Source organism: Streptomyces sp. NPDC043861 (genome assembly GCF_056435905.1).
This window is the reverse complement of the sequence record NZ_JBWKDP010000003.1, coordinates 261,380-282,315: the sequence shown is the minus strand read 5'-3', so window position 1 is coordinate 282,315 and position 20,936 is coordinate 261,380. Positions and strand designations below refer to the sequence as shown.

Genomic DNA, 20,936 nt, shown 5'->3' with positions numbered 1-20,936 from the left:
CTCACGGTCGATGTCGGATCGAAGTCGGATCCGACACTGAGCTGAGATTCGCAGGTCTCTGCCGTACCTCGTTCGAGTGGAAGCGTTGCTGGTTTGCTCCCGTCAGCGTGTTGGGCGGGAGCATCGTGCTGCCGAGGGCAACTCCAACTCGGGAGTGGGGATGGAAGCGACGGTCAGCTTTCGTGGGCACGGTGGCGGGGTTGAAGAGTGTCCTGGGCGTCTGTGGCACCGGCGTCGCTGCAGACGGCTCATCCGTGGCGGACGTTCCGCTGGTACAGGGAACGGAAGCACTACTCGGGCACCTACTGGTCGGCGACGATGCGCGACCACGTGATCTACCAGTCACGACTTGAACTGTCGCGTCTGCTCTTCGCCGACTTTGATCCGTCCGTACACGCCATCGTGGCCCAGCCCTTTCTGCTGCAGACGGTGCTGGAGGGGCGACTGTCCCCTCAGCGCCCCGCTACCGGGCCAGGGTGAGCAGGACCCTCTCCAGCATCTGTCGCAGGGCTGTCCGGTCGGTGGTGTCCGGGCCGGGTCGCGTCACTCCGTCGTACGTGAGTCCCTCAGCGAAGGCAACCACGATCCGCCCGCCCTCTTCCGGATCCGGGCTGCCGAGAGCCGCCGCCAGCATCCGCGCCTGGCCGACGAAGCTCTCCCGGGCGCGGAGCAGTTCGGTGCCCAGCTCCCCTTCCGGGTGGCGCGCCGTCAGGAGGATGATCTCCAGGCGGGCGCGGGTGCGGTCGCGTTGGGGGCCGAGCCAGTGGGCGAGTACGCCCGCGAAGCGGTCGGCGATCTGGCGTACCGGCGGCGCCTCGGCCAACTCTCCGGAGACGGCCGCCGCTTCGATGTCCGCCACCTCCTGTTCGGCGATGAACGCGACCACGGCGGCAAGCAGCGCCTGCCGGGTACGGAAGTAGTAGCTGGTCGACCCGGCAGGCACCTTCGCCTGCCCGTCGACCGCCCGGTGGGTGAGCCCTCGCAAGCCCTCGTCGGCGATGACCGCCACCGCCGCGGTGAGCAGCGCCTGTACACGGGGGCTTCTGGCGGTGCTCATGCGACGGCCCGCTTCCTGAGCCTGCGGAGCATCATCCGGCGGACGAGGCCGCTGAACGGCTCGATGAACCGCCAGTACCGCCCCATGGCACGACGAGCCGCCGCGTCAAGGCACAGGACCCGGGTCTCGGTGACGACCCGCGTGCCGCCGGTGGCGGCGTCCGCGGCGAATCGCATGCTGAACGTCGCCTTCGCGTAGCCGGGTTCGTCAAATGCCAGGAACTCGCGAGGGCCTGTGACGTCCGGCCGTCCGTCGGCTGCTCCCATGGTCCACCACTGCCCCACGATCCCCCGGACCGTCTCTCGCGGCGGGTCTTCGGCCAGCAGCAGGAAGCTGTCCCGCAGGTCCTTCTCCGGGACCGGTGCCTCTCCGCCCCGTCTCTTCAGGCGGCCGAGCAGCCGCCGCACGGCGAACAGCGCCCGGACGATCGGCCCCCACCCCTCGCCGCCGGCCTGCTCCATCTCCTGCCACGCCGACCACACCGTGTCCAACGGGGCCGGGATGACCGTCTGGTGCCGGGAGCCGAAGTCCGGGCGGGGAACGAACGTACCTGCAAGTCCACTCATACCTGTGACTCTACATTTGTAGAGTGCATGGGGCCGGGCGTTCGGCAAAGTCAGCGCGGACCCGCCTGGATCAGGGAATGGGGTGGAGGAAGTCTGGGGTCCTGCGCGTCGGCAGATCGCGTCCCGGCCGAGCTGACCTCGTGGCCCCGCGGAGGCTTCTTGGGGTCATCTCGACATGACCCCGACCCTTCCCGCACCGTCCGAGCCGTCGACACCGCTCAGCTCCTGGTCCTGCTCCAAGAGGCCGCCATGCACGGCTTCAGCCAGCGACTTCCGGTCGACCGGCTCCAAGAGCACCTCGCCGCAGAGGCGACGCACTACCTGTTCTCCACGCTCGTGCAGCGGCTCACGCACCGTCCCGAGGTGCTGCTCCAGGGGATGTGCCAGCAGCTGCTGACCGTCAGCACCGGCGAACAGATATGGGGTCTCCTCGACGTCCTTCCCGGCACCTTCGACAAGATCCCGGAGACCCTGGACACAGCTCCAAGGCTGACATCGCCCAGCGCATGGAGCGAGCACAGGCCCTGCGTGAGTGGGCAGGGCCCGGCGACCAACGCCTGGCCGTCACGGCCGGCGCGCAGGGCAGGGTTCAGTCGCCCCAGCCTCCCCACGGCCTCCGACAGGCGCAGGTCGACCCGGGCAGGGCTGTTCGGATAGATCTGGACCATGGACGAACCTTTCGAGTCGCTTCTGCCCACTACGGAACGGGCCCTGTTGCACCGTATGGCCATCGCTCAGTCCGAGGGCCGCGTCCCCTCCCTGATCGGGGCGGTGACTCGGGACGGACGTCCCGTCTGGCGCGGCTCGCGAAGCAGTACGGAGGGCCATACGCCCGACGCCGACACCCAGTACCGCATCGGATCCCTCACCAAGATCTTTACCGCCGTGCTGGTAATGCGGTTGAGGGACGAAGGGCTGCTGGAGCTGGACGATTCGCTGGAGAAGCACCTCCAGGGCACCGGTGTCGGTCAGGTCACCATTGCCCAACTGCTCTGCCACGGCGCGGGGCTGGCCGCCGAGAGCCCCGCCCCGTGGTGGGAGCGCACACCGGGCACGCTTCGGCCCGAGCTGAGCGATGTACTGGGAGAGCAGCCTCTCCGGCACTCCCCTGGCCGACGCCACCACTACTCCAACCCCGGCTACACACTGCTCGGTTCCCTGGTCGAGGCGGTCCGGGGAGAACGCTGGGAGGACGCGCTCCGGCGTGAAATCCTTGAACCGCTGGGCATGAGCCGTACAACAACCCGGCCACGGGCTCCCCATGCCCAAGGGTGGGCGGTGCACCCCTGGGCGGATGTGATGATGCCCGAGCCCATGGAGGATCTGGGTCTGATGGCACCGGCCGGACAGCTCTGGTCGACCGTCACGGACCTCTGCAGGTTTGCCGGTTTTCTCGCCGAGGGGGATGACCGTGTGCTGGATTCGGATTCCCTGCGGGAGATGCGGACGCCCTCCGTGCCGCCGGAGGCCGGGGAATGGGACAGCGGATATGGGCTGGGCCTTCAACTCGTACGCAAGGACGGACGCACGCTCGTTGGCCACACGGGGTCGCTCCCGGGGTTTCTCGCCTGTCTGTGGATGAGCGTGGATGAGCGTGTCGCTGCGGTGGTGCTCGCCAACGCCACCTCGGGGCCGCTCACCTCCGTTGTGGCCGCAGACCTTGTAGGCATCGTGGCCGACGCCGAGCCGCCCTTTCCCGAGCCCTGGCGTCCGATGGCGGAGTTCGATGAAGAACTGCTGCACCTGGTGGGGCTCTGGTACTGGGGCACGTATTCCTTCGGCCTGAAGCTGGTGGAGGCCGGGGGGCTGGAGCTGTATCCGTTGAAGGGCAGTGGCCGTGGTTCGCGGTTCCGTGCGTCCCCGGACGGCACATGGATCGGGCTGGACGGTTATCACGCGGGGGAGACGCTGCGTGTGGTGCGGGGGGCCGATGGGACGGTGAGCCATCTGGACCTGGGCTCGTTCGCCTTCACACGGGAGCCCTATGATCCGGGGGCCGATGTGCCGGGTGGAGTGGACGAGGGCGGCTGGCAGGGTATGCAGCCGTAGGGCCTGGATGCGAGAGCGCGCCTCCCGTCCGGGACTCCCGTGGTCTGCCTGTTTCACGTGAAACGGGCCAGGCTGTCAGTCCGTCGGCTCACGATCCGGCGGCATCCAGGAGCGCGGCGTGACTCGTGGCTCGCCGAGCCGGGCCGGGAACGGTGAGGCTTCCGCCTTGACAGCGGCGGAAGCCCCTCGCTCAGGAGCCGGGAGCAGCCGCTGGACGATCCGTCTGCGTATGCGGGCGCGGGCAGCGGTGTTGCCCATGTGCCGGAGCAATCGCTCCGGCCGCTCGGTCTGGGCCTCGGCGGGGCGAAGGGCCGGCCAGGGTTCGCTCGTGGGTCCAGGTCAACCGGTTCGAGGTCCAGGAGCCTTACGGACCTTCGGCGGATGTGTCCCTCGGCGGCGGCCACCCGGGCGACAGAGGTGGAGACGCCCTGCACGGTCTCGTACTTCTTGCGCCGGGAGGAGGTCAGAGTGTGCGCTTGAAGCCCGTGTGCGAGGCCTCGAAGCCGAGGCGCTCGTAGAAGCGGTGGGCGTCGGTGCGAGAGACATCCGAGGTCAGCTGGACCAACTGGCAGTTCTGGCGGCGGGATTCGTCGACAGCCCATTCGATGAGCTGAGTGCCCAGCCCGCTGCCCCGTTCCTCGCTGTGGATCCTCACGCCCTCGATGACCGAGCGGGTGGCGCCGCGTCGTGAGAGGCCGGGAATGACGGTGAGTTGCAGGGTGCCCACGACGCGGCCCTCGCGCGCGGCGACCATCAGATGCTGGTTTGGGTCATCCGCCAGCCGCTCGAATGCCGCCGTGTACGGGGTGAGGTCGTCCGGTGACTCCCGCTGAGCGCCCAGCGGGTCGTCGGCGAGCATGGCCACGATTGCGGGGATGTCGGAGAGGGCTGCGGGCCGTATCTGTAGATTGCTCATGATCGACAGCCTATGCGGTCGTGTTGCTCGGCTGCCCTTCACCTTCGTCGGTCCTCAAGGCGCTCGCTTCTACGAGGAAACGCTCGTCGGCGACGCCGGGACCCCCAGTTCCTCGACCGCCCTGACGAGGGGGGCCAGTTCAGGGTTCTTTGCGGCCTCGCCCAGTGCCTCGCGCAGTGCTGCGTTGCTTGTGGGCCTGGCCTCGGCAAGCAGGGCCAGGCCCGCTTGCGTGACATCGGTGTAGATGCCGCGCCGGTCGGTGACACAGAGGTAGCGGCTGAGCAGTCCACGGTCCTCAAGGCGCGTGACCAGGCGGGTGGTGGCGCTCTGGCTGAGCACCACGGCGTTGGCGACCTGCTTCATCTGGAGATGGCCGCCCGGGCCGTTGTGCTGCCGGCTGAGGACATCCAGCAGTGAGTACTCGCGCACGCTCAGGTCGTGCTTCGCCTGGAGGGCACGCTCGAGATGGGCCTCGATCCGGCCGTGCAGCAGGGAGAGTGCGCACCAGCCCTGGGCGAGGGCGGTCAGTGCCGGTTCCGTCGCTGTCATCGCTCTCTCCTTCGTTCCGACGCGCCGTGGCCCCAGCGGGCCGTGTGGCCCTGCACAGGTGACGGGATCCAAGGATAGACCACCCCTGCAATAGCCCGCGCTTGCAATTAATCGGCGTCTGCAATTATTGTGGACGCTCGTAAGGCGCAGATGCAATCTTCTGGGAAAGGTGAAACCCATGCCGCTCGCGCTCCTCGCCCTCGCCATCGGGGCCTTCGGTATCGGCACCACCGAGTTCGTGATCATGGGGCTGCTCCCCGAGGTTGCGGACGACTTCCAGGTGTCCATCCCGACCGCCGGGTATCTGGTCACCGGCTATGCCCTGGGAGTCGTCATCGGCGCCCCGCTGATGACGGCCCTGGGCACCAAGGTGTCCCGTAAGCGCATGTTGATGCTGCTCATGGCCCTGTTCATCGTCGGGAACGTGCTCTCCGCAGTGGCCCCGGTCTTCGGCGTGATGCTCGTGGGCCGAGTAGTGGCCTCGCTGGCGCATGGCGCATTCTTCGGCATCGGCTCAGTGGTCGCGGCCGATCTGGTCGCGCCCGAGAAGAAGGCAGGTGCCATCGCGATGATGTTCACAGGGCTGACCGTCGCCAATGTGGTGGGTGTCCCGCTGGGCACGTACATCGGCCAGAGCGTCGGCTGGCGAGCGACCTTCTCCATCGTCGCCGGGCTGGGGGTGCTGGGTCTCGCCGGAGTGGCCAGGTTGGTGCCGGAACAGCCCAGGCCCGAGGGCGTACGGCTGCGTCACGAGCTCGCTGCCTTCCGCAATGTGCAGGTCCTGCTGGCCATGGCGATGACCGTGCTCGGCTTCGGCGGCGTCTTCGCCGCGATCACCTACATCACGCCGATGATGACCTCGGTCGCCGGCTTCGCCGACTCCTCCGTGACCTGGCTGCTCGTCCTCTTCGGCCTGGGCATGGTCGGAGGCAATCTGGTCGGCGGCAGGCTCGCGGACCGTGCGCTGATGCCGCTGCTCTATGTGTCGCTCGGCGCGCTCGCCCTTGTGCTGGCGCTGTTCACGTTCACGGCCCACAACAAGATCGCGGCAGCCATCACCATCGTGCTGATCGGGGGACTGGGATTCGCCACCGTCCCGCCACTGCAGAAGCGGGTCCTGGACCAGGCGTCCGGTGCTCCCACGCTGGCCTCTGCCGTCAATATCGGCGCCTTCAACCTCGGCAACGCACTGTCGGCCTGGCTCGGCGGCGTGGTGATTGCGGCCGGCCTGGGGCTCACCGCCCCGAACTGGGTCGGTGCGGTTCTCGCAGCGTCAGCGCTCGGGCTCGCCGTGCTCTCGGCTGCTCTCGAGCGTGGCTCTGCCCGTCGGAAGAGCCAGATCGTGGCAGGGGCAGGGGCAGGGGCGAGGGAGACGGCATCCGCACCAGTGGCACGGCGCTGACCTTCTGGTTCAGCCCGCAGCGACCGTCAGCGGTGCGAAGCGCCGGGTCCAGTCTCCCGGCAGGGCCGAGATTCCAAGAGTCATCACGGCATTGAAGGCGATCGGTTCCAGACCGTTCGCCTTCAGCCAGTTGAGGAGTTCCTCGTGTCGCACGTCGATGTCGGTACGCAATGGGCGGTCCGTGCCCGAGGCGAGCGAGGCGATCAGAGACTTCGCCGTGTCGGTGTCGCGGGCGATGAGAGGGCCGACGACATGGGTCTCCATATTGGGCCAGGCGGCCGCATACCCCGTGATGACACCGCCGGACTCCGCAACCCTCAGCTGGTCGGCGAAGGCAGGAAGGCGGGTGATCATATGGGTGCGGTCCAGGCCGAAGACCTCGGCGTCGAGACGGAGGATCTCGGGGAGGTCCTCGGCGGTCGCAGGCCGCGTGCCGACCGGAGAGGCGGGGCCGGCGGGCCGGAAGCGGCCGCGGACCATTTCGACGCGGCCGACGTTGGCGAAGCCGAGCTCCTCGTATAGGGGCTCTCCGTACGGCGTGGCATGAAGGGTGAGCGGTGTACTCCCGGCCTCGGCCAGTACGTGTTCCATCAGGCGGCGCCCCACGCCCTGGCGTGCGTACCGGTTGGCCACGAGCACCATGCCGATGGCTGCGAGACCGGTGTCCTGTGTCAGGCCCTGTCCGTACGAGGTCACGACGCAGGCAGTGACGAGACCCTTGCCCGAGGGATCGTCGATGCCGTATCCCGTCCCCGCCGCGAGCAGCAGACCCCATTTGTGCTCCTCGCGCGGCCAGCCGCGGTCCTCGGAGAGATCGGCGCAGGCAATCAGGTCTGTCCTCGTCAGACGCCGGATGGGCAGATCGCTGAGCGGTGTTGACATGAAGTTCAGGCTGTCGGATGCAGTGATCGTTCGTCCAGCGCTTTACCGGAAGTGGCCGAGACCCGCAGGCGGCGGCCACGCCGCGTCATCCCCCACGGTTTCAGGACCGAGATCGCAGTCATGAAGAGATATGCGGACAGGGACACGATCGGGGCGGCCAACAGGCCGGACGGGTCTGTTGCCGGCAGTCCCGCGGCGGCCTCCTCCGCAGCCGTGTTGATCCCTGGCCTCAGCGAGAACACCGTGAGTGCGGTGGTGGTCAGCGTGAGCCAGAACTTGGTCCAGACCCAGCGGTGACGGGCCAGCCCCCATGGCGTACCGAGGGACAGCATGAGTCCGCTCCCAAGAGTCAGGAGAGCAACAGGAATCATCAGCCAGTTCGCGAAGACCGCCATCGAGCGATACGAAGCCTCTGCTGCATCAGGGGATCCGGAGGCGGCTGCGGCGACACTCAGCCCGAGGAGTCCGAGCGAGAGCCCGAGCCAGCCTGCCGATGCGGAGACATGGACGACGAGGACGGCCTGCCGTGCTGGACGCTTGAGTGGTTTCACGTGAAACACCGTCCCGCGCAGCTGTCTCTTTGCGCGTCTGACGGCGGGAGTATCCGTTCGTACTAGCCTCGGCGTACAGGGCGAGGCTGTGCCATTCGGATCCAGATGCTCGACGCGTTCGGCGAAAGTGAAGATCGCGAACCGACACTGTGCAGAGCGCGAGGTGAAACTCGGTTCCGTGCGTTGTCCGGGGGGATTCCTTGCCCGATGCGCAGATCTTCGTCGTGGTTCCTGTTGCGGTGGCGATGAATGCGGACCATCATCTGTCCCGGCTCGCTGCGCATGTCCAGGCGGGAAGCCATCTGCGGGATGCCGGCGAACTGCTGTGATTCCCTCGGTAGTTCGAGGGCCGGGTACAGCCTCGGGATCAGGGCCCGGCCGCGACTACGGACATGGGGCAATGGAGCCTAACGGGAAAGCGGGCGTGGATACCCGGACTTTCTGCTCTTTGTCCGACGCGGAGGCGCCGACTGGCATGCTGCGACGAGAGGTGTTGCGGGCAGTGTCACAATTCAGTCCCACTCGTCCCGATTCCCCCATTGGTAAAGGTTAGTGTGGCCGGGCAGTAGTCCTGAGACAGCGCGAGGAATTGACGGCACGTTCCGGACCAGCGGAAGTGCGTAGACCGACCGAAGATGCTCGAGGCGAGGCACACAATGGACGCTCCGACCACCACGTCGGCGGACAATGGCACTTCAGGCGAGAACGGTGCGAACGGTGGGGGTGACTGGTTCGCCCCTCGTAAGCAGAGTGGCGCAAGCCGGTCCGCGCCTCGTGCGGCGGATGGTGGCAGAAGCGAGGACGGCGAGGGCCGAATAGTCTCGCCGAGCCGTCCCGTGGCCGCGATACGTCCAGTGGGCACCGGAGCCGAACGAGCCTCCGCTGCGGCATCGCCGAACGGTGTCCAGGCTCACCCCGAGCAGACTGGATGGGAACCGCTCACCCCCCGGTCCCATGACCTCCACGCGCCCATGGCGCCGGCTCCCGTCCCCGAGGCGATCAGCCATCAGCCCCCCCGCCCGGGACCTACGGATCACACGACCGCGTACCGGCAGCGCACCAGCGCGTCTCCGGACGCGATTCTCGTCCGGCGGACCATGGCAGAGATCGGGCCCGTCGCCGACAAGGTCACCTCCTACTTCTACGCCTTGCTCTTCGTCCGGCATCCCGACCTGCGCTCCCTCTTCCCCGCCGCGATGGACACCCAGCGCGACCGTCTTCTCAAGGCTCTGCTCACCGCCGCCGAGCACATGGACAACACTTCCGTGCTCGTCGACTACCTCCAGCACCTTGGCCGCGGCCACCGCAAGTACGGAACCCAGCCCGCGCACTACCCCGCCGTCGGTGAGGCACTGATCGGGGCGCTCAGCCGCTACGCCACGAGCACCTGGAACGCGGAGACCGAGGCCGCGTGGGTCCGCACTTACACGACGATCTCCCAGATCATGATCGACGCGGCCGCGGAGAACGAGCGCCACGCGCCTCCCTGGTGGCACGCCGAGGTCGTCTCGCATGATCTGAGGACGCCCGACATCGCGGTCGTCACCGTGCGTCCCGATCAGCCGTACCCGTTCCTGGCCGGGCAGTACACGAGCCTGGAGACGCCGTGGTGGCCGCGGATCTGGCGGCACTACTCCTTCGCCGGTGCTCCGCGCTCCGACGGGCTGCTGTCCTTCCACGTCAAGGCCGTCCCGGCCGGCTGGGTCTCGAACGCCCTGGTGCACCATGCCCGACCCGGGGACGTGCTGCGCCTCGGCCCGCCCGCAGGATCCATGACCGTCGACCACACCACCGACAACGGCATGCTCTGTCTGGGCGGCGGTACAGGCATAGCGCCGATCAAGGCGCTGGTCGAGGATGTCGCCGAGCATGGTGAACGACGGCCGGTGGAGGTCTTCTACGGGGCGCGCAGCGACCATGATCTCTATGACATCGACACGATGCTCCGGCTCCAGCAGAGCCACCCATGGCTCCAGGTGCGACCTGTGGTCGACGGCAGGGTCCAGCTGCCCGATGCAGTCCGCGAGTACGGTCCGTGGAACGAGTACGACGCGTATCTCTCCGGCCCGATCGGGATGATCCGCAGCGGTGTGGACACGCTCCGAGGCATAGGTATCCCGTTCGAGCGGATCCGCCATGACTCGCTCGAAGAACTGGTCGCCGCGGCCGACTAGGTCCTCTCCGGGCGGTCCTTGAGGATCGGACCTTCGGATGCATGGGGTCTCCCCAGGCCCGCAGGGCCGAGGAGGAAGCATCGCAAGGCTGTGGGGCCCTCGCCGGACCGGCGCGGAGCAGGCAGGCTGTCCGCACCACCTGCTGCCGTCCGGCCGGACCTGCGGGGCCGGCCCGAACGCGAGGTGTGCGGCGGACGGTCGGTGCCGGCCGGGAGCAGGGGTCAGCCCAGATCGGGAGCGTGCATCGCACGCACGCCCTCGATGTTGCCGTCGAGATAGTGCCGCAGCGACAGCGGTACGAGGTGGACGGCGGCGATCCCCACGCGGCTGAAGGGCACCCGGACGATCTCGTACTCGCCGCAGGGCTGCTCCACCTCGGGGCCATGGCGCCGCGTCTCGTCCATCGCCGCCAGCCGGCAGACGAAGAAATGCTGCACCTTCACACCCGAGACCCCACCGTCCACGATGTGCTCGACGGTGTCGACGAAACAGGGCACGACGTCGACGATCTTGGCGCCCAATTCCTCGTCCACTTCACGGTGGAGTGCTTCGACGACGGTTGCGTCCTCGGGCTCGACCCCGCCGCCCGGGGTCACCCAGTACGGATCCATGCCCGGCTTGGTGCGCTTGATCAGGACGAGATCGTCGCCGTCGAGCAGGATGGCGCGTGCGGTGCGCTTGACCACTGGCCGTTCGGTCATGGCAAGAGAGTGGCCCACGACGCCCTTTCTGAAACGCCCGACCACCCTGCTGTCTCCCGGCGTCACCCCCCATCACCCGCCCGTCACCAATTCGCCGCCGCACGCAGGAGTTCTTCGTGCGCTCGTGCGATGTGCGGCAGCGCGAGCGTTCCTGTGCGTACGGCGAGGACGTATGTGCGCAGGGAAGGAACGGGGGGGTCGAGCAGCGCCACCACCCGACCACTCGCGAGGTCGCTCGCGCACAGATAGCGCGGCAGCACGGCCAGACCGGCACCCGATGCGGCGGACTCCAGGACGGCCCGTAAGTCGGGCGCTATGACGGTGGCGGCGGCGGCCGGCCGGCGGTCGAAGACGGCGGTCCAGTACCGGGACACGAACGGCAGGGATTCGTGGACCTCCACCACCGGAAGTTGTTCGAGGACCAGGGAACCCTTGTCCCGCAGCACACCGGGACCCAGCCGAGCCGCCCAGCGCGGTGAGGCGACCAGGACATGCTCCTCGTCGCAGAGCGGAGTCGACGTGAGCAGTCCGCCGCGCGGGCGGGCCGTGGCGATGGCCAGATCGTGATGTCCTGCGGCCAGGCCCTCGAGGGTCTCCTCGGCGTTGCCGACGAAGGACGTACGCAGGGCAAGCCCCTGCGCGATCAACGGGGTGAGGGCAGGGAGCACGCGCAGGGAGATGAATTCGGGCGGCCCGGCAAGATGCAGGGTGCGGACGCCCGACTCCTCGTCCAGACCGGCCTCGGTGATTTCGACGAGGGCGTCGAGATGCGGGGCGGCCCGGTGGGCGAGCTCGTCGCCGACGGTCGTGGGGGTGACGCCGCGCGCCTGGCGCAGAAAGAGAGGCCGGCCCAGCTGCCGTTCCAGGGTCCGGATCTGGCTGGTCACCGCGGGCTGGGAAAGACCCAGCAGCGCGGCGGCGCGGGTGAACGAGCCGGCCCGGTGCACCGTGATGAATGTGCGCAGCAAGGCCAGGTCCATCGTCCAACTATAAATAAGTCGATAGGCCGCTGTCGCTAGCGTGATTGGACACTGACGGAGAGTCAACTAGCCTTGTTCGAGCGGTTGTCCGCTGCGTGGAACCGGGACGGTCCGAGCCATGAGGGGGGAGGCTCGGACCGTCCTTCTGGCCTACCCCGCTCAGCTGCAACTGCTTGGCGGGGTAGGTCTTCCAGATCAGCCCTGGGGAGTCTGTGGGGAGAATCAGAATCCGGGGGGAGCTCCACGGCGCGGCGGGGGTGAGGAGCTTGTCGATCGCCGCGGCACCCTTCTTCCCAGACTGCGGCATGAAGTGCGCGTAGTGCTCGAAGGTGATGGTCGGCGTCTCGTGGCCGAGCCAGTGTGAGAGCGTCACCACGTCCTCGCCACCCTGCAGCGTCGTGGAGGCGTACGTGTGCCGGGTGACGTGGAACCCATTGCTCCGGGACTCACCAAAGGCCCGCCGTCCGGCGCCCGGGGCAGGCTTTGCTATGACCCCTGCCTTTGCGAGGGCCGGCTTCCAGGTGCCGACATTCCAGTTCTTGAAGTTGCAGGCGTTCCCTGCAGCGTTGGTGAGCACCAAGGCGTGCGTCTGCTTGGCGGCGGCATCGGCTGCACCCCACGGCAGCTCGATCTTGACGGGGCCGTACTCGTGCATGTGGCGCCGTAGCTCGGCCATCACCGAGTCGGGCATGGGTACGACGCGGGTCTTCTCACCCTTCGGCAGCTTGAAGAGCATCTTGTTGCCGTCGAGCTGAACCTGGCGTCGTACGTGAAGAACGGCCGCCTCGAAGTCGATGTCGGCCTCTGACAGCCCGAAGACCTCGCCCTGGCGCAGACCGCAGCCCACGCCGAGCACCACGGCGATGCGGTGCCGCGGATTGATCGCCTCCAGGACAGCCCGCACGACATGCGGCTGCCACGCCTCGCGCTTCTCCTTGATCTTCCGCGAAGGCCAGGCAACGGTCTTCGACCGCATGATGTTGGTCCGAAGGCGCTTGTCCTCGATGGCCGTGTCCAGGATGGCCGCGAGGGTTGAGCAGATGGTGTGGCCATAGCTGCCGGCTACGGTCTCCTTCAGGTAGGCGACGAACTTCCTGCCCACGGCGACGGTGATCTTGTTGAGGGGAAGCTGGCCGAGCTGCCCCCGTATGTGCTTGAGGCAGTCGTTGAGGTTCTTCCGGCTCTTACCGGTCTTCGGCTTGCCGGGCAGCCAGTCCGCGTCGATGTACGCGTCGAGCGTGATGTCCCCGTCGCGGGGGTCGACGAACTCCCCCTCGGCCGATTTCGAGGCCGCGCTGTTCAGCCACGCCTTCGCATCGTCCAGCGTCGCGAACGTCTTGGCGCGGACGCCAGGGATGCCGGCGACCTTGTAGCGCTTGCCCTTGCCGTATCTGGCGGTTCTCTTGCGCTTGCCGGTCTCGGGATCGGGGCGTTTGGTCAGCCACCGGTCCTCGATGTATCCAGCCACTCAAGTTCCCTTCTGCGGATGCGGAGTCGGACGCGGAGCATGTGTTCCGTGACGTTGAGCTCTTGGGCGGCTTCCTCATGGGAGGTCGCCCAGTTCAACGCCCCTTCGAGGTCGACAGCCGGCATCAACTTGCGGGCCGCCGCTTCATCGGCTCGGATCTCTTGTCTGCGAGCCCAGACGTGTTCGACGGGCGAGGTGTTGCTGCATTCGTCGTCGTGGCTGATGGCGTGCTCGACCTCGTGGGCCAAGGCGCAACGTTCCTGTACGCGGGTGAGGCGTCTAGCCATGACGACCAGGCGGCGGGACGGAACCCACCATGACCATGAGTCGCGGAGAGGGGCGTAGCGGATGTTCAGGCCCATCTCCTCGGCTGAGTCCCAAGGGTTGTAGGGCTCGGCGAGGGCCTCCAGAGCGCGGCGCGGGGACAACAGGTGCGGGCGGCGCACCGCGTCGGTGTGCTCGGAGGCGTGTGTGGTCAAGGCGTCCTCGTTTCACAACGTACAGAACGTTTGTTCGATCCTGTGAGTATAGCCGTTCCGTACGCAACTGGTTACTTAGAGTAACGAGACTCTAGCCCTCTCGCTGTTCGGCGTCGAACTGCCGGACCGCCTCGTCGACAATCGCCCGGTCCGACTTCGGCCCGCCGTCGCCTCGTGGTGAGTGGGCCACCGCCGCAAAGTGGTCCTGCGTGAGCGCGCCTGCCCCGGTACTTGCGGCCATGGCCGAGGCGAGAAGATCTTCCGCCGCGGCGTCGAATCGGGCGATGGCCTCGGCGCTGGCGCCCATTTCTTCGCAGATGCGGCTGAACGCCACGGCCTGCCGGAGTGCGGCAACCGCGCGCCCTGACGGATTGATGGCTACGGGACGGGTTGCCGTCGGTGTGGCCGCCGTCGGCAGGGGTGCGGTGATCGGATCGCCGCCTTCGAGGATCTTCTCGACGCTCCCGTCCGCCCAGTCGAGGGCGGTCGCGATGCGGTCGATCGTGGGGGGCATCCGGGTCGGCGGCTTGCCGGATTCGGCGGTGACGACGCTCTTCGTTGACGTGCCGGCGCGTGTCGCCAGGTCGGATTGGCTCCAGCCCTTGCGTACGCGGTGGGCCCGGATGAAGTCGCCGAGGCGCCGCCATGCTGCGGGGTCTCGTTGCACCTTGTCTCCCGCTCGGGATTTGCAACGTTACAACGTTGCGTTGTAGGGGTCTGGCTGAGTGTGCAGCATTCTGACGCAACATGCAACGGCATGAAACGCATGGAGTGAAGCGAAGGGAAAAGATCGTTGTTTCGCTTCACTTCGTTACCTACTCTGTAGCCCTCGCTACGCATCTGGCATATGCCGCTGATGTTCGGGAGGGGAGCTACATGTCCACGTCCACGTCTTCGACTCCACACACCTCACGCTCGGTCCAGGGCAGAACGGTCGTCACGCCCGCTGTCCTAACCACGCGGGAGGCCGCCGTCTACCTGGGCGTGGCGGTACCGACGCTGCGTGTCTGGCGGCATCGACGGCGCGGCCCGAAGTCCTTCCGTATGGAGGGACGTGTCGTCTACCGGCGCAACGCGCTGGATGAGTACCTCGATGCGTGCGAAGCCGCTGATTCACGCTCCAACGAAGAGCTGAACCCGCTGAACGCCGCCCCGGAGCTCAAGCAGGGCCGGAAGGAGGCAGCGTGATCACGGTCCGGCTCAGCGAAGACGGCCGACGGTTGGTCGTGGACGCACCGGAGTTCACCGAGCTTGTCGTCGGAGCCGTGGCAGCGGAGCACGCCGAGGGCCCAGAATCCGTCGCCGCCTGGTTGGACGAGATCGCCGGCCGACATCGCACGTACGAAGGACTGGCGGGCCTTAAGGAGGTTCGCGATCTGCCGGAGTACGTGGTGGAGGGGGCTGCTGCTGCGCTGGACGCGGCACGCGCCGAGTTCGTCTCCAGCCTTGCCGCTCCGATCGAGTTCACGGTGAGCGAGCGAGATGCGCGGCGCCTCGCTGTGGATCTCGCGCGGCACGCCGGGCTCGCCGCGGCGGCGCACATCCGAGCCGGAGGCGTCCGATGACGTTGATACGGACCGACGCCGGGCGAGGCCATCGCTACACGCTCGATGGCGAGCCGGTGATGGGCGTGACCACGCTGATCGGCGGAGGCTTGCCGAAGCCCGCGCTGGTGGGCTGGTCAGCCAAGCGGGCAGCCCGGTACGCCGTGGACAACTGGCGCCGCCTCGCGCCGCTGGTCGCCTCAGGCGAAGCGGACTCGGCGTACGACGAGATCCGGCGAGCGCCGGCGCGGGAGGCCAACGAGGCGGCAGCGAGGGGCGTTGAGGTGCATCGCTTCGCCTCGTCACTGGCCCGCGGCGAAGCGGTGGATGTGGCCGACGAACTGCGCGGCTACGTCGCATCGTGCGCGGACTTCCTGCACGACTGGGGCGTCGCTCCGTTGCTGGAGGAGGTCGTGGTCGGCTCTCGTGTGCATAAGTACGCCGGCACGTTCGACCTGGTCGCCAAGCTGCCGAGTGGACAGGTGGCGCTCTTCGACTACAAGACCGGTGCGTCCGGCGTGTGGCCGGAGGCCGCTCTGCAAGCCGCCGCCTACCGCTATGCCGACTTCTACCTCGGTGACGGCGGAGCCGAGGTGCCCATGGCGGAGCTAGACATAACCGCCGCCTACGCCGTGCACCTGCGGCCCGACGGATACGCCGTGCACCCGCTCGACGCGGAGGAACAGACGCTCCACCGCTTCCTCGATGTGGCCGCGGTCGCCCGGCATGCCAAGCACCTGCCCGATCTTGTTCTTGACCCGGTGGCCCCCGCCCAATCGGCCCCGCCGGCCGAAGCCCATTGACGGAGGACCCCTTGAGCCTGGAAGCCATGGAGTGGGTGTGGGAGCACTCCCGCGCCCGCGGTGTGGCCCGCCTCGTGCTGCTCGTCATCGCGGACCGCGCGCCGGGGGTGGACTGCTCCGCCTACGCGGGAACCACCATGCTCGTCCGCCGTACCCGCGCGTCGCGGTCGGCAGTGATCACCGCCGTCGACAAGCTCGAAGAATCCGGCGAGCTGGAGATCGTCCAAGGCCGGACCGGCCCGCGCGGCGAAACCCGCTACCGCCTCCCGCACGCCGCCACCCACGTCCGCGCCATGTCCGAGTCCAGCGGGTTTGGTGGGCCGATTACGAGCGGTCCGGCCAACGGACCGGTACGGAATCCGGACCACCCGTCACCGGACCCCAGGGGTACGGCACCGGGACCGCAGGGGTACGGAAGCCGGACCGATGGGGGTACGGAGCCCGGACCCCCAAACCAGTCTGAACACAACCACCAAGACAAGAGCAGCGCAGCTCCGCGCACGAGCCGACAGACGATCCCAGCAGATGCCTGCCCTCTTCTGGGCTCGCTTGCCGAGGTCGGCATCGACGTGGCGTGGAACCTTGCGCCCGGCGAGTGGGCAATCGTGCTCGCCGCGGTCCAGCGGTGGGGAGTCGAGGCGATGGCGCAGGTCGCGGCCGAACGGACCTCCGGGCGGGATATCCGCTCCGCCCGCTACCTGCTGGCCATCTGGCGCGACTTCAGCAACTTCAGCCACGCGCCAACCCCGCAAGCCGCTGGGGAGGGCACGAACGTCGTGCCGCTGCGCCGCCCGCCCGGCTCGCATAGCGACAACCTGCTGGCTGGCCTCGCCCTACTCGAAGAACGGGAGAACGCGCGTTGAACCGCCGAGAAGCCGCAACCCTGCTGCACTTCGTCGCCACTCTCGACGGCCGGATCCGCCGTACGCTGACCGACCCGCAGCAGTCCGCGCAGACCATCGACGAATGGGCCGAGGCCCTTGCCCATGTCCCGGCCAGTACCGCCGACGGCAGTTGGGACGTGGCGAACGCGGCCCGCCGCTACTACGAACAGCACCGCGGCGATCGCACCGCGCGCTACTACGCGTACGAGCCGCACCACGTGCTCGCCGCATGGGCCGAACAGCGCGGCGACAGGATGCGGCGCCACATGGATCCCGTGCCTACCGCCGACCCCGACGACGTACGGGCTTACCAGGCCGAACTCGCCAGCGCGCGTGCGGCCGTTGCATGCGGCCAAGCTCCCCCGGCCGTCTACCGCCCGGCGGTCGATGCGGCCGGACAGCACCGCCTCGCCGCTCTAACCACTGCCATCGGCTCCGGCTCGGCCTCGTACGTTCCCGAAGCGATCGCCGGCCAGCTTGCAGCCCACCGGCCCAACCGCGCGGCGCGGAAGGCCGGTGAGCCGGATCCGCTGAGTCAGCCGTGCACCTGGTGCGGCGCTGCGGAAGGGCAGCCGTGCCGCGGGGGCTTTCGGCCGCGGGGGAAGGGGCGAACCGTGCGAGCGGAGCCGCACCCCGGCCGACTGGAAGCCGCCCGCGGAGCAGGTGGTGGGGATGGCCGCTGACGTTGTCGCCGCTCTCGTGGTCTTGATCGTCATTGCGTCGGGTTTGCCGCTCGGCCCGTTGGCCGCCCGCCGTGACCCAGGCCCATTGCGCCAGCACCCGGCGGACACCCGCGGCGCGTGTCCCGTCCACTGCCCCACTTGCGCCGCCATTGCAACGGAGGAACCGCTTTGAGCACCGAGAGCGATATCGCGACCGTGCCCTGCCCGGCATGCGGGCAGCGGCACCTGTCCATCACCTACCGGCTCGCTGTCCGGACGGTCGCCTCGCTCGCTGGAGGCCAGCCGATGATGGCGGCCACCTCGCGACCCTGGCTGATCTGCGGCGCCTGCGGCCTGGAGGCCGAAGGGAAGCCTGCGATCCCCTGAGCAAAGCACGAAGGGACGCGCCCAGTGTCGGCCAGACAACGATGGGCGCGCCCCTTGATCGGTGAGACCACCGTACCGCCGACTGCGTCCGGAGCGCTCACCATGAACCACCTCGCCCGTATCAATGCCGAGACCACCGCCGCCCTTCGCCGCATCCGCGAACTGTGGGGCGAGCTCCTTGTCGCAATCGAAACGCCGCCCGCTGATGTCTGGCCGCCGCGTCAGCTTGCCCACACGCTGCGGCCGGCGGTCGACCCGGGCGAGCCGCTGAACACGCGGCTGCCGCTGGTGCTTCGCGAGTACGAGGCACCGGTGAACCTGACCGCGCTTGATGCCGGACTCGTCATCGAGGAAACCTTGTTCGACCTCGCCGATGTACTGGCTTCGGTGTGCCAGAAGGCGGCATCGGGCGACATACGGCGGTGGGAGCTCCGCGCAGCCTTTTCCCCGGGCAGCCGTCGCCATGGCCTGCACTGGGCTTGCGTCTGGATCGAGGGCCGCGTTGTTGGCGAAGACACCGCGCCGGAAGCTCAGGCGGACGGCACGATGAGTCCCGCCCCGTTCCTCCCGCTACACGAGCGGCATCTATTGGAAGCCCGCAGGGCGGTGCGGGAGTGCGAGCACCGCCTTCTGCGTACCCTCGGAATGGACTACCGAGACACCACGATCCCGGACCGGCCGTGCCCTTGGTGCGGAGCCGAACTCACCCTGCATACCGGCCCTGACATCCCGCCCGCGGTCACATGCGCAACAGGTCGCTCTTGCACAGCTCCCGTACTGACAGATGACCGTGGTCGGCGGATCTGGCGGTGGCGTGAACTTCCAGAACTTGCCCAGGCCTTGAGCGCGTTGGCTCATTGGTAGGCACGGCGACGGCTGGTCCTCGGGGGTGCCAACGGGCTGACGATGGGCACCCCCGAGGGTTGAGTCAGATGCCTCGCCGGCCCTCGAAGACGACGAGGAACGGGGAGACGTATCCGGAGGCCTCAACGGCAGAGGTACGCCCGGAGAGGACCAAGGCCAGGCCGGCCGCGAGGGCGCCGCCGTACATCACGGCGCGCACGATCTCGGAGCGCCCCGTCTCCTTGGCGTCGGAGCTTCCTTCCTTGCCGGACGCGGGAGCCGTGTCACCGGCTCCTTCTTCCTGAAGATCGGAGAGCTCGCCGCTGTGGGAATCGGACATACTGGTGCCTGCTCCTGTTCTGTGAAAGGGCTGAGAGCTGGGCCACCCGCGGCGCCTAGGAAACCCGCGGGTGGCCTGTTATGTCTGCGGTGATCTACGACCGTGATGCTGAGCGCACTGTCGTCGCGCTCAGCTATGCGCGTATCCATCCCCTTCCGGCCATATGGCTGTGACCTGCACAGATGTGCACAGGTCAAGCAGATCCTCCTCGGGCTTGGAGGGCACCAGAAGCGCGAGGGCAGGCTCTGGCGAGATGTGACGGCGGTAATCGAAGAGCTGGCCGATGGCCATGCGCAGGGCATCGCGGTTTACGGTCCCCTTCGCTTCGATGAGCACTTCGTCGGTGGCGTCGAAGATGTCGGTAAAGAGAGGCTTGAGTACGCCACTCGGGGTGATCTTGTGGCGCATCACCTCGTGCCCCAAGCTGCGCAGATGCTCCACGTAGTCCCGGACGAGAGCGGCTTCCCGTCGTTCCGCCTCGTAGGGCTCGCGCGACGGGTCGACCAGCGCCCGCTCGGTGTGCTGCTGCTCCACATCTACGTTGGTGACGGTTGTCTCCCTGGTCGGCGTGTGGGGCAGACGGGCGCCCATGTGCGCGGCGACGGTCACCGGGCTGAGGCGGAACATGATCACGCTGCGCAGCTCACCTTCGGTGTCAGGCGCATCGGTGCGGTACCAGGGGTCTTCCTTGGCGAGGGTGAACTCGCCGAGATACTGAACGGTGCCGGAAGCGACGACTTGGAACAGGCGGAGCGCGCGGCCGTCTTGCTTGTGGGTCAGGATGGCCAGGTTTCCCTGCGTCATCTTCTGGTCGCCGCTCTGGCCTTCGCCGGAGTAGTGGTAGTGGCCGTCGTTGCCCCAGCCGTCGAAGTAGCCATGTCGGGCACCCTTCGAAGGGTCGGTGAACAACAGGATGTTGTCCGAGACCCGAGACGGGCCGATGCCGCCCTGCCGGCGTCCTCCGTACACCTCGTGGACGTCTATCCGCTTGAGTTGCTGCCCCTCCTCGATGCTCCACTCCGCCACTCGCGGCTCCAATTTTAGGTACGAATCTGACCCTAAAACTATAGCCTACAGTTTCGTGGCGTGTCGCAAGGGTGGTATTTCTGCCGGAAGTTGGGGCGACCAGCCGCGGGGAGTGGGAATCAGGGAGTGCTCTCAGCTGGTGGCTCTCGGTGTACGCCGAGAGCCACCAGCGCCGTCCGTCGCTACGGTCTGACGTTCACGGAGACGCCTGCTCGGTAACGCACAGTGGATTCACGCACGTCGGTGGAGCGTGCAGCGTGGGCCATCCGGGCATGACGGCGACTCCTGGGCCGAAGCCAAGGCTGATTCCGGATCCGGGTTCCATCACACGAGAAGGCACGTCAACTGGCTCGGTGTCGATCATGGTCCATCGGACACCGGTGATGCTCTCGGTGAAGTCCATGCAGACCGCGTCCGGTTCAGAGTCCTGCCAGGAGCGGACGCTGTGCACGTGGCTCACAAGCGTCTCTGAACATGCGTCGCGGTGGGTCGGCCGCCACGGGATTGCAGTTCCCCCCGAAGGCCAGTTGCCGGACCAGTTCGGAACGCCGGGCCAGCCTTTACGGAAGTAGGTGTACCGACTCCAGCTGGCTTCCACGTCCTCCGCAAGTTCGCCTGAAGCCGCTTCTACGACCGTGCGGTGATAGGACAAGTCGGCGGTAGCCAGCGTCAC

General features: G+C 67.8%; 26 protein-coding genes. 13 read left to right on the top strand and 13 right to left on the bottom strand.

Features of this window, described 5'->3' with window-relative positions; genetic code table 11:
- Positions 1 to 207 precede the first annotated feature (207 nt).
- Positions 208 to 480 carry a hypothetical protein gene (locus AC068D_RS08950; RefSeq protein ID WP_478822283.1) on the top strand — a complete coding sequence of 91 codons (273 nt, stop codon included), beginning with the start codon at positions 208 to 210 and terminating at the stop codon, positions 478 to 480.
- On the opposite strand, the gene AC068D_RS08945 is transcribed toward AC068D_RS08950, so the two are convergent.
- A complete protein-coding gene (locus AC068D_RS08945; RefSeq protein WP_478822282.1) occupies positions 464 to 1,057 on the bottom strand; it encodes a TetR/AcrR family transcriptional regulator in 594 nt (197 codons plus the stop codon). The genes AC068D_RS08950 and AC068D_RS08945 overlap by 17 nt on opposite strands.
- On the bottom strand, positions 1,054 to 1,623 hold the full coding sequence (locus tag AC068D_RS08940; protein ID WP_478822281.1) for a hypothetical protein: 570 nt from the start codon (positions 1,621 to 1,623) through the stop codon (positions 1,054 to 1,056). The genes AC068D_RS08945 and AC068D_RS08940 overlap by 4 nt, the downstream gene beginning before the upstream one ends.
- A 159-nt stretch (positions 1,624 to 1,782) precedes the next feature.
- Between AC068D_RS08940 and AC068D_RS08935 the strand changes: the two genes are divergently transcribed.
- Together AC068D_RS08935 and AC068D_RS08930 are read left to right on the top strand one after the other, a co-directional pair.
- Positions 1,783 to 2,280, top strand: coding sequence for a hypothetical protein (locus AC068D_RS08935; RefSeq protein WP_478822280.1), 498 nt, complete (start codon positions 1,783 to 1,785; stop codon positions 2,278 to 2,280).
- A gap of 9 nt (positions 2,281 to 2,289) precedes the next feature.
- Positions 2,290 to 3,672: a serine hydrolase domain-containing protein gene (locus AC068D_RS08930; RefSeq protein WP_478822279.1), complete on the top strand. Its 1,383-nt coding sequence runs from the start codon at positions 2,290 to 2,292 to the stop codon at positions 3,670 to 3,672.
- A gap of 463 nt (positions 3,673 to 4,135) precedes the next feature.
- Here AC068D_RS08930 and AC068D_RS08925 read toward each other — a convergent pair whose 3' ends face one another.
- Together AC068D_RS08925 and AC068D_RS08920 are read right to left on the bottom strand one after the other, a co-directional pair.
- Positions 4,136 to 4,588 carry an N-acetyltransferase family protein gene (locus tag AC068D_RS08925; protein WP_478822278.1) on the bottom strand — a complete coding sequence of 151 codons (453 nt, stop codon included), beginning with the start codon at positions 4,586 to 4,588 and terminating at the stop codon, positions 4,136 to 4,138.
- A 69-nt stretch (positions 4,589 to 4,657) separates the two neighbouring features.
- Entirely contained in the window at positions 4,658 to 5,137 is a 480-nt protein-coding gene (locus AC068D_RS08920; RefSeq protein WP_478822277.1) for a MarR family winged helix-turn-helix transcriptional regulator, read from the bottom strand.
- Positions 5,138 to 5,315: 178 nt separating this feature from the next.
- On the opposite strand from AC068D_RS08920, the gene AC068D_RS08915 reads away from it, so the two are divergent.
- Positions 5,316 to 6,539 carry an MFS transporter gene (locus tag AC068D_RS08915; protein ID WP_478822276.1) on the top strand — a complete coding sequence of 408 codons (1,224 nt, stop codon included), beginning with the start codon at positions 5,316 to 5,318 and terminating at the stop codon, positions 6,537 to 6,539.
- Positions 6,540 to 6,548: 9 nt separating this feature from the next.
- On the opposite strand, the gene AC068D_RS08910 is transcribed toward AC068D_RS08915, so the two are convergent.
- Together AC068D_RS08910 and AC068D_RS08905 are read right to left on the bottom strand one after the other, a co-directional pair.
- Positions 6,549 to 7,421, bottom strand: coding sequence for a GNAT family N-acetyltransferase (locus AC068D_RS08910; protein WP_478822275.1), 873 nt, complete (start codon positions 7,419 to 7,421; stop codon positions 6,549 to 6,551).
- Positions 7,422 to 7,426: 5 nt separating this feature from the next.
- Entirely contained in the window at positions 7,427 to 7,972 is a 546-nt protein-coding gene (locus tag AC068D_RS08905; protein WP_478822274.1) for a DUF2269 domain-containing protein, read from the bottom strand.
- Positions 7,973 to 8,172: 200 nt separating this feature from the next.
- Between AC068D_RS08905 and AC068D_RS08900 the strand changes: the two genes are divergently transcribed.
- Positions 8,173 to 8,301 carry a hypothetical protein gene (locus AC068D_RS08900; RefSeq protein WP_478822273.1) on the top strand — a complete coding sequence of 43 codons (129 nt, stop codon included), beginning with the start codon at positions 8,173 to 8,175 and terminating at the stop codon, positions 8,299 to 8,301.
- A 306-nt stretch (positions 8,302 to 8,607) separates the two neighbouring features.
- Positions 8,608 to 10,146 carry a globin domain-containing protein gene (locus tag AC068D_RS08895; RefSeq protein ID WP_478822272.1) on the top strand — a complete coding sequence of 513 codons (1,539 nt, stop codon included), beginning with the start codon at positions 8,608 to 8,610 and terminating at the stop codon, positions 10,144 to 10,146.
- 221 nt (positions 10,147 to 10,367) lie between these two features.
- Here the strand turns inward: AC068D_RS08895 and AC068D_RS08890 are convergent, their stop codons facing one another.
- From AC068D_RS08890 to AC068D_RS08870, 5 genes are all read right to left on the bottom strand, one after another.
- Positions 10,368 to 10,847, bottom strand: coding sequence for an NUDIX domain-containing protein (locus AC068D_RS08890; protein ID WP_478822271.1), 480 nt, complete (start codon positions 10,845 to 10,847; stop codon positions 10,368 to 10,370).
- An 83-nt stretch (positions 10,848 to 10,930) separates the two neighbouring features.
- Positions 10,931 to 11,827 carry a LysR family transcriptional regulator gene (locus tag AC068D_RS08885; protein WP_478822270.1) on the bottom strand — a complete coding sequence of 299 codons (897 nt, stop codon included), beginning with the start codon at positions 11,825 to 11,827 and terminating at the stop codon, positions 10,931 to 10,933.
- A 7-nt stretch (positions 11,828 to 11,834) separates the two neighbouring features.
- A complete protein-coding gene (locus AC068D_RS08880; protein ID WP_478822269.1) occupies positions 11,835 to 13,295 on the bottom strand; it encodes a tyrosine-type recombinase/integrase in 1,461 nt (486 codons plus the stop codon).
- Positions 13,265 to 13,774 (bottom strand): ImmA/IrrE family metallo-endopeptidase, encoded by a 510-nt coding sequence (locus AC068D_RS08875; RefSeq protein WP_478822268.1) that lies wholly within the window; start codon positions 13,772 to 13,774, stop codon positions 13,265 to 13,267. Before AC068D_RS08875 ends, AC068D_RS08880 begins: the two co-directional genes overlap by 31 nt.
- 91 nt (positions 13,775 to 13,865) lie before the next feature.
- Positions 13,866 to 14,441 (bottom strand): helix-turn-helix transcriptional regulator, encoded by a 576-nt coding sequence (locus AC068D_RS08870; protein ID WP_478822267.1) that lies wholly within the window; start codon positions 14,439 to 14,441, stop codon positions 13,866 to 13,868.
- A 209-nt stretch (positions 14,442 to 14,650) separates the two neighbouring features.
- Here AC068D_RS08870 and AC068D_RS08865 point away from each other — a divergent pair, with 209 nt between their 5' ends.
- The 7 genes from AC068D_RS08865 to AC068D_RS08835 all read left to right on the top strand — a co-directional run bounded on the left by AC068D_RS08865 (position 14,651) and on the right by AC068D_RS08835 (position 18,918).
- The gene (locus tag AC068D_RS08865) at positions 14,651 to 14,962 is read left to right on the top strand and encodes a helix-turn-helix transcriptional regulator (protein ID WP_478822266.1); all 312 of its coding nucleotides are present in this window, start codon (positions 14,651 to 14,653) and stop codon (positions 14,960 to 14,962) included.
- Positions 14,959 to 15,339 (top strand): hypothetical protein, encoded by a 381-nt coding sequence (locus AC068D_RS08860; protein WP_478822265.1) that lies wholly within the window; start codon positions 14,959 to 14,961, stop codon positions 15,337 to 15,339. Before AC068D_RS08865 ends, AC068D_RS08860 begins: the two co-directional genes overlap by 4 nt.
- Positions 15,336 to 16,121 carry a hypothetical protein gene (locus AC068D_RS08855; RefSeq protein WP_478822264.1) on the top strand — a complete coding sequence of 262 codons (786 nt, stop codon included), beginning with the start codon at positions 15,336 to 15,338 and terminating at the stop codon, positions 16,119 to 16,121. Before AC068D_RS08860 ends, AC068D_RS08855 begins: the two co-directional genes overlap by 4 nt.
- A gap of 11 nt (positions 16,122 to 16,132) precedes the next feature.
- Positions 16,133 to 16,984, top strand: a complete 852-nt coding sequence (locus AC068D_RS08850) for a helix-turn-helix domain-containing protein (protein WP_478822263.1) — start codon at positions 16,133 to 16,135, stop codon at positions 16,982 to 16,984.
- Complete coding sequence (locus AC068D_RS08845) at positions 16,981 to 17,688, top strand: zinc finger domain-containing protein (protein ID WP_478822262.1); 708 nt, start codon at positions 16,981 to 16,983, stop codon at positions 17,686 to 17,688. Before AC068D_RS08850 ends, AC068D_RS08845 begins: the two co-directional genes overlap by 4 nt.
- 168 nt (positions 17,689 to 17,856) lie before the next feature.
- Entirely contained in the window at positions 17,857 to 18,054 is a 198-nt protein-coding gene (locus AC068D_RS08840; RefSeq protein WP_478822261.1) for a hypothetical protein, read from the top strand.
- Positions 18,055 to 18,156: 102 nt separating this feature from the next.
- A complete protein-coding gene (locus AC068D_RS08835; protein ID WP_478822260.1) occupies positions 18,157 to 18,918 on the top strand; it encodes a hypothetical protein in 762 nt (253 codons plus the stop codon).
- Between the two features lie 64 nt (positions 18,919 to 18,982).
- On the opposite strand, the gene AC068D_RS08830 is transcribed toward AC068D_RS08835, so the two are convergent.
- Together AC068D_RS08830 and AC068D_RS08825 are read right to left on the bottom strand one after the other, a co-directional pair.
- Complete coding sequence (locus AC068D_RS08830; protein ID WP_478822259.1) at positions 18,983 to 19,237, bottom strand: hypothetical protein; 255 nt, start codon at positions 19,235 to 19,237, stop codon at positions 18,983 to 18,985.
- A gap of 129 nt (positions 19,238 to 19,366) precedes the next feature.
- Positions 19,367 to 20,263 (bottom strand): SRA domain-containing endonuclease, encoded by an 897-nt coding sequence (locus tag AC068D_RS08825; RefSeq protein WP_478822258.1) that lies wholly within the window; start codon positions 20,261 to 20,263, stop codon positions 19,367 to 19,369.
- Positions 20,264 to 20,936: the final 673 nt, after the last annotated feature.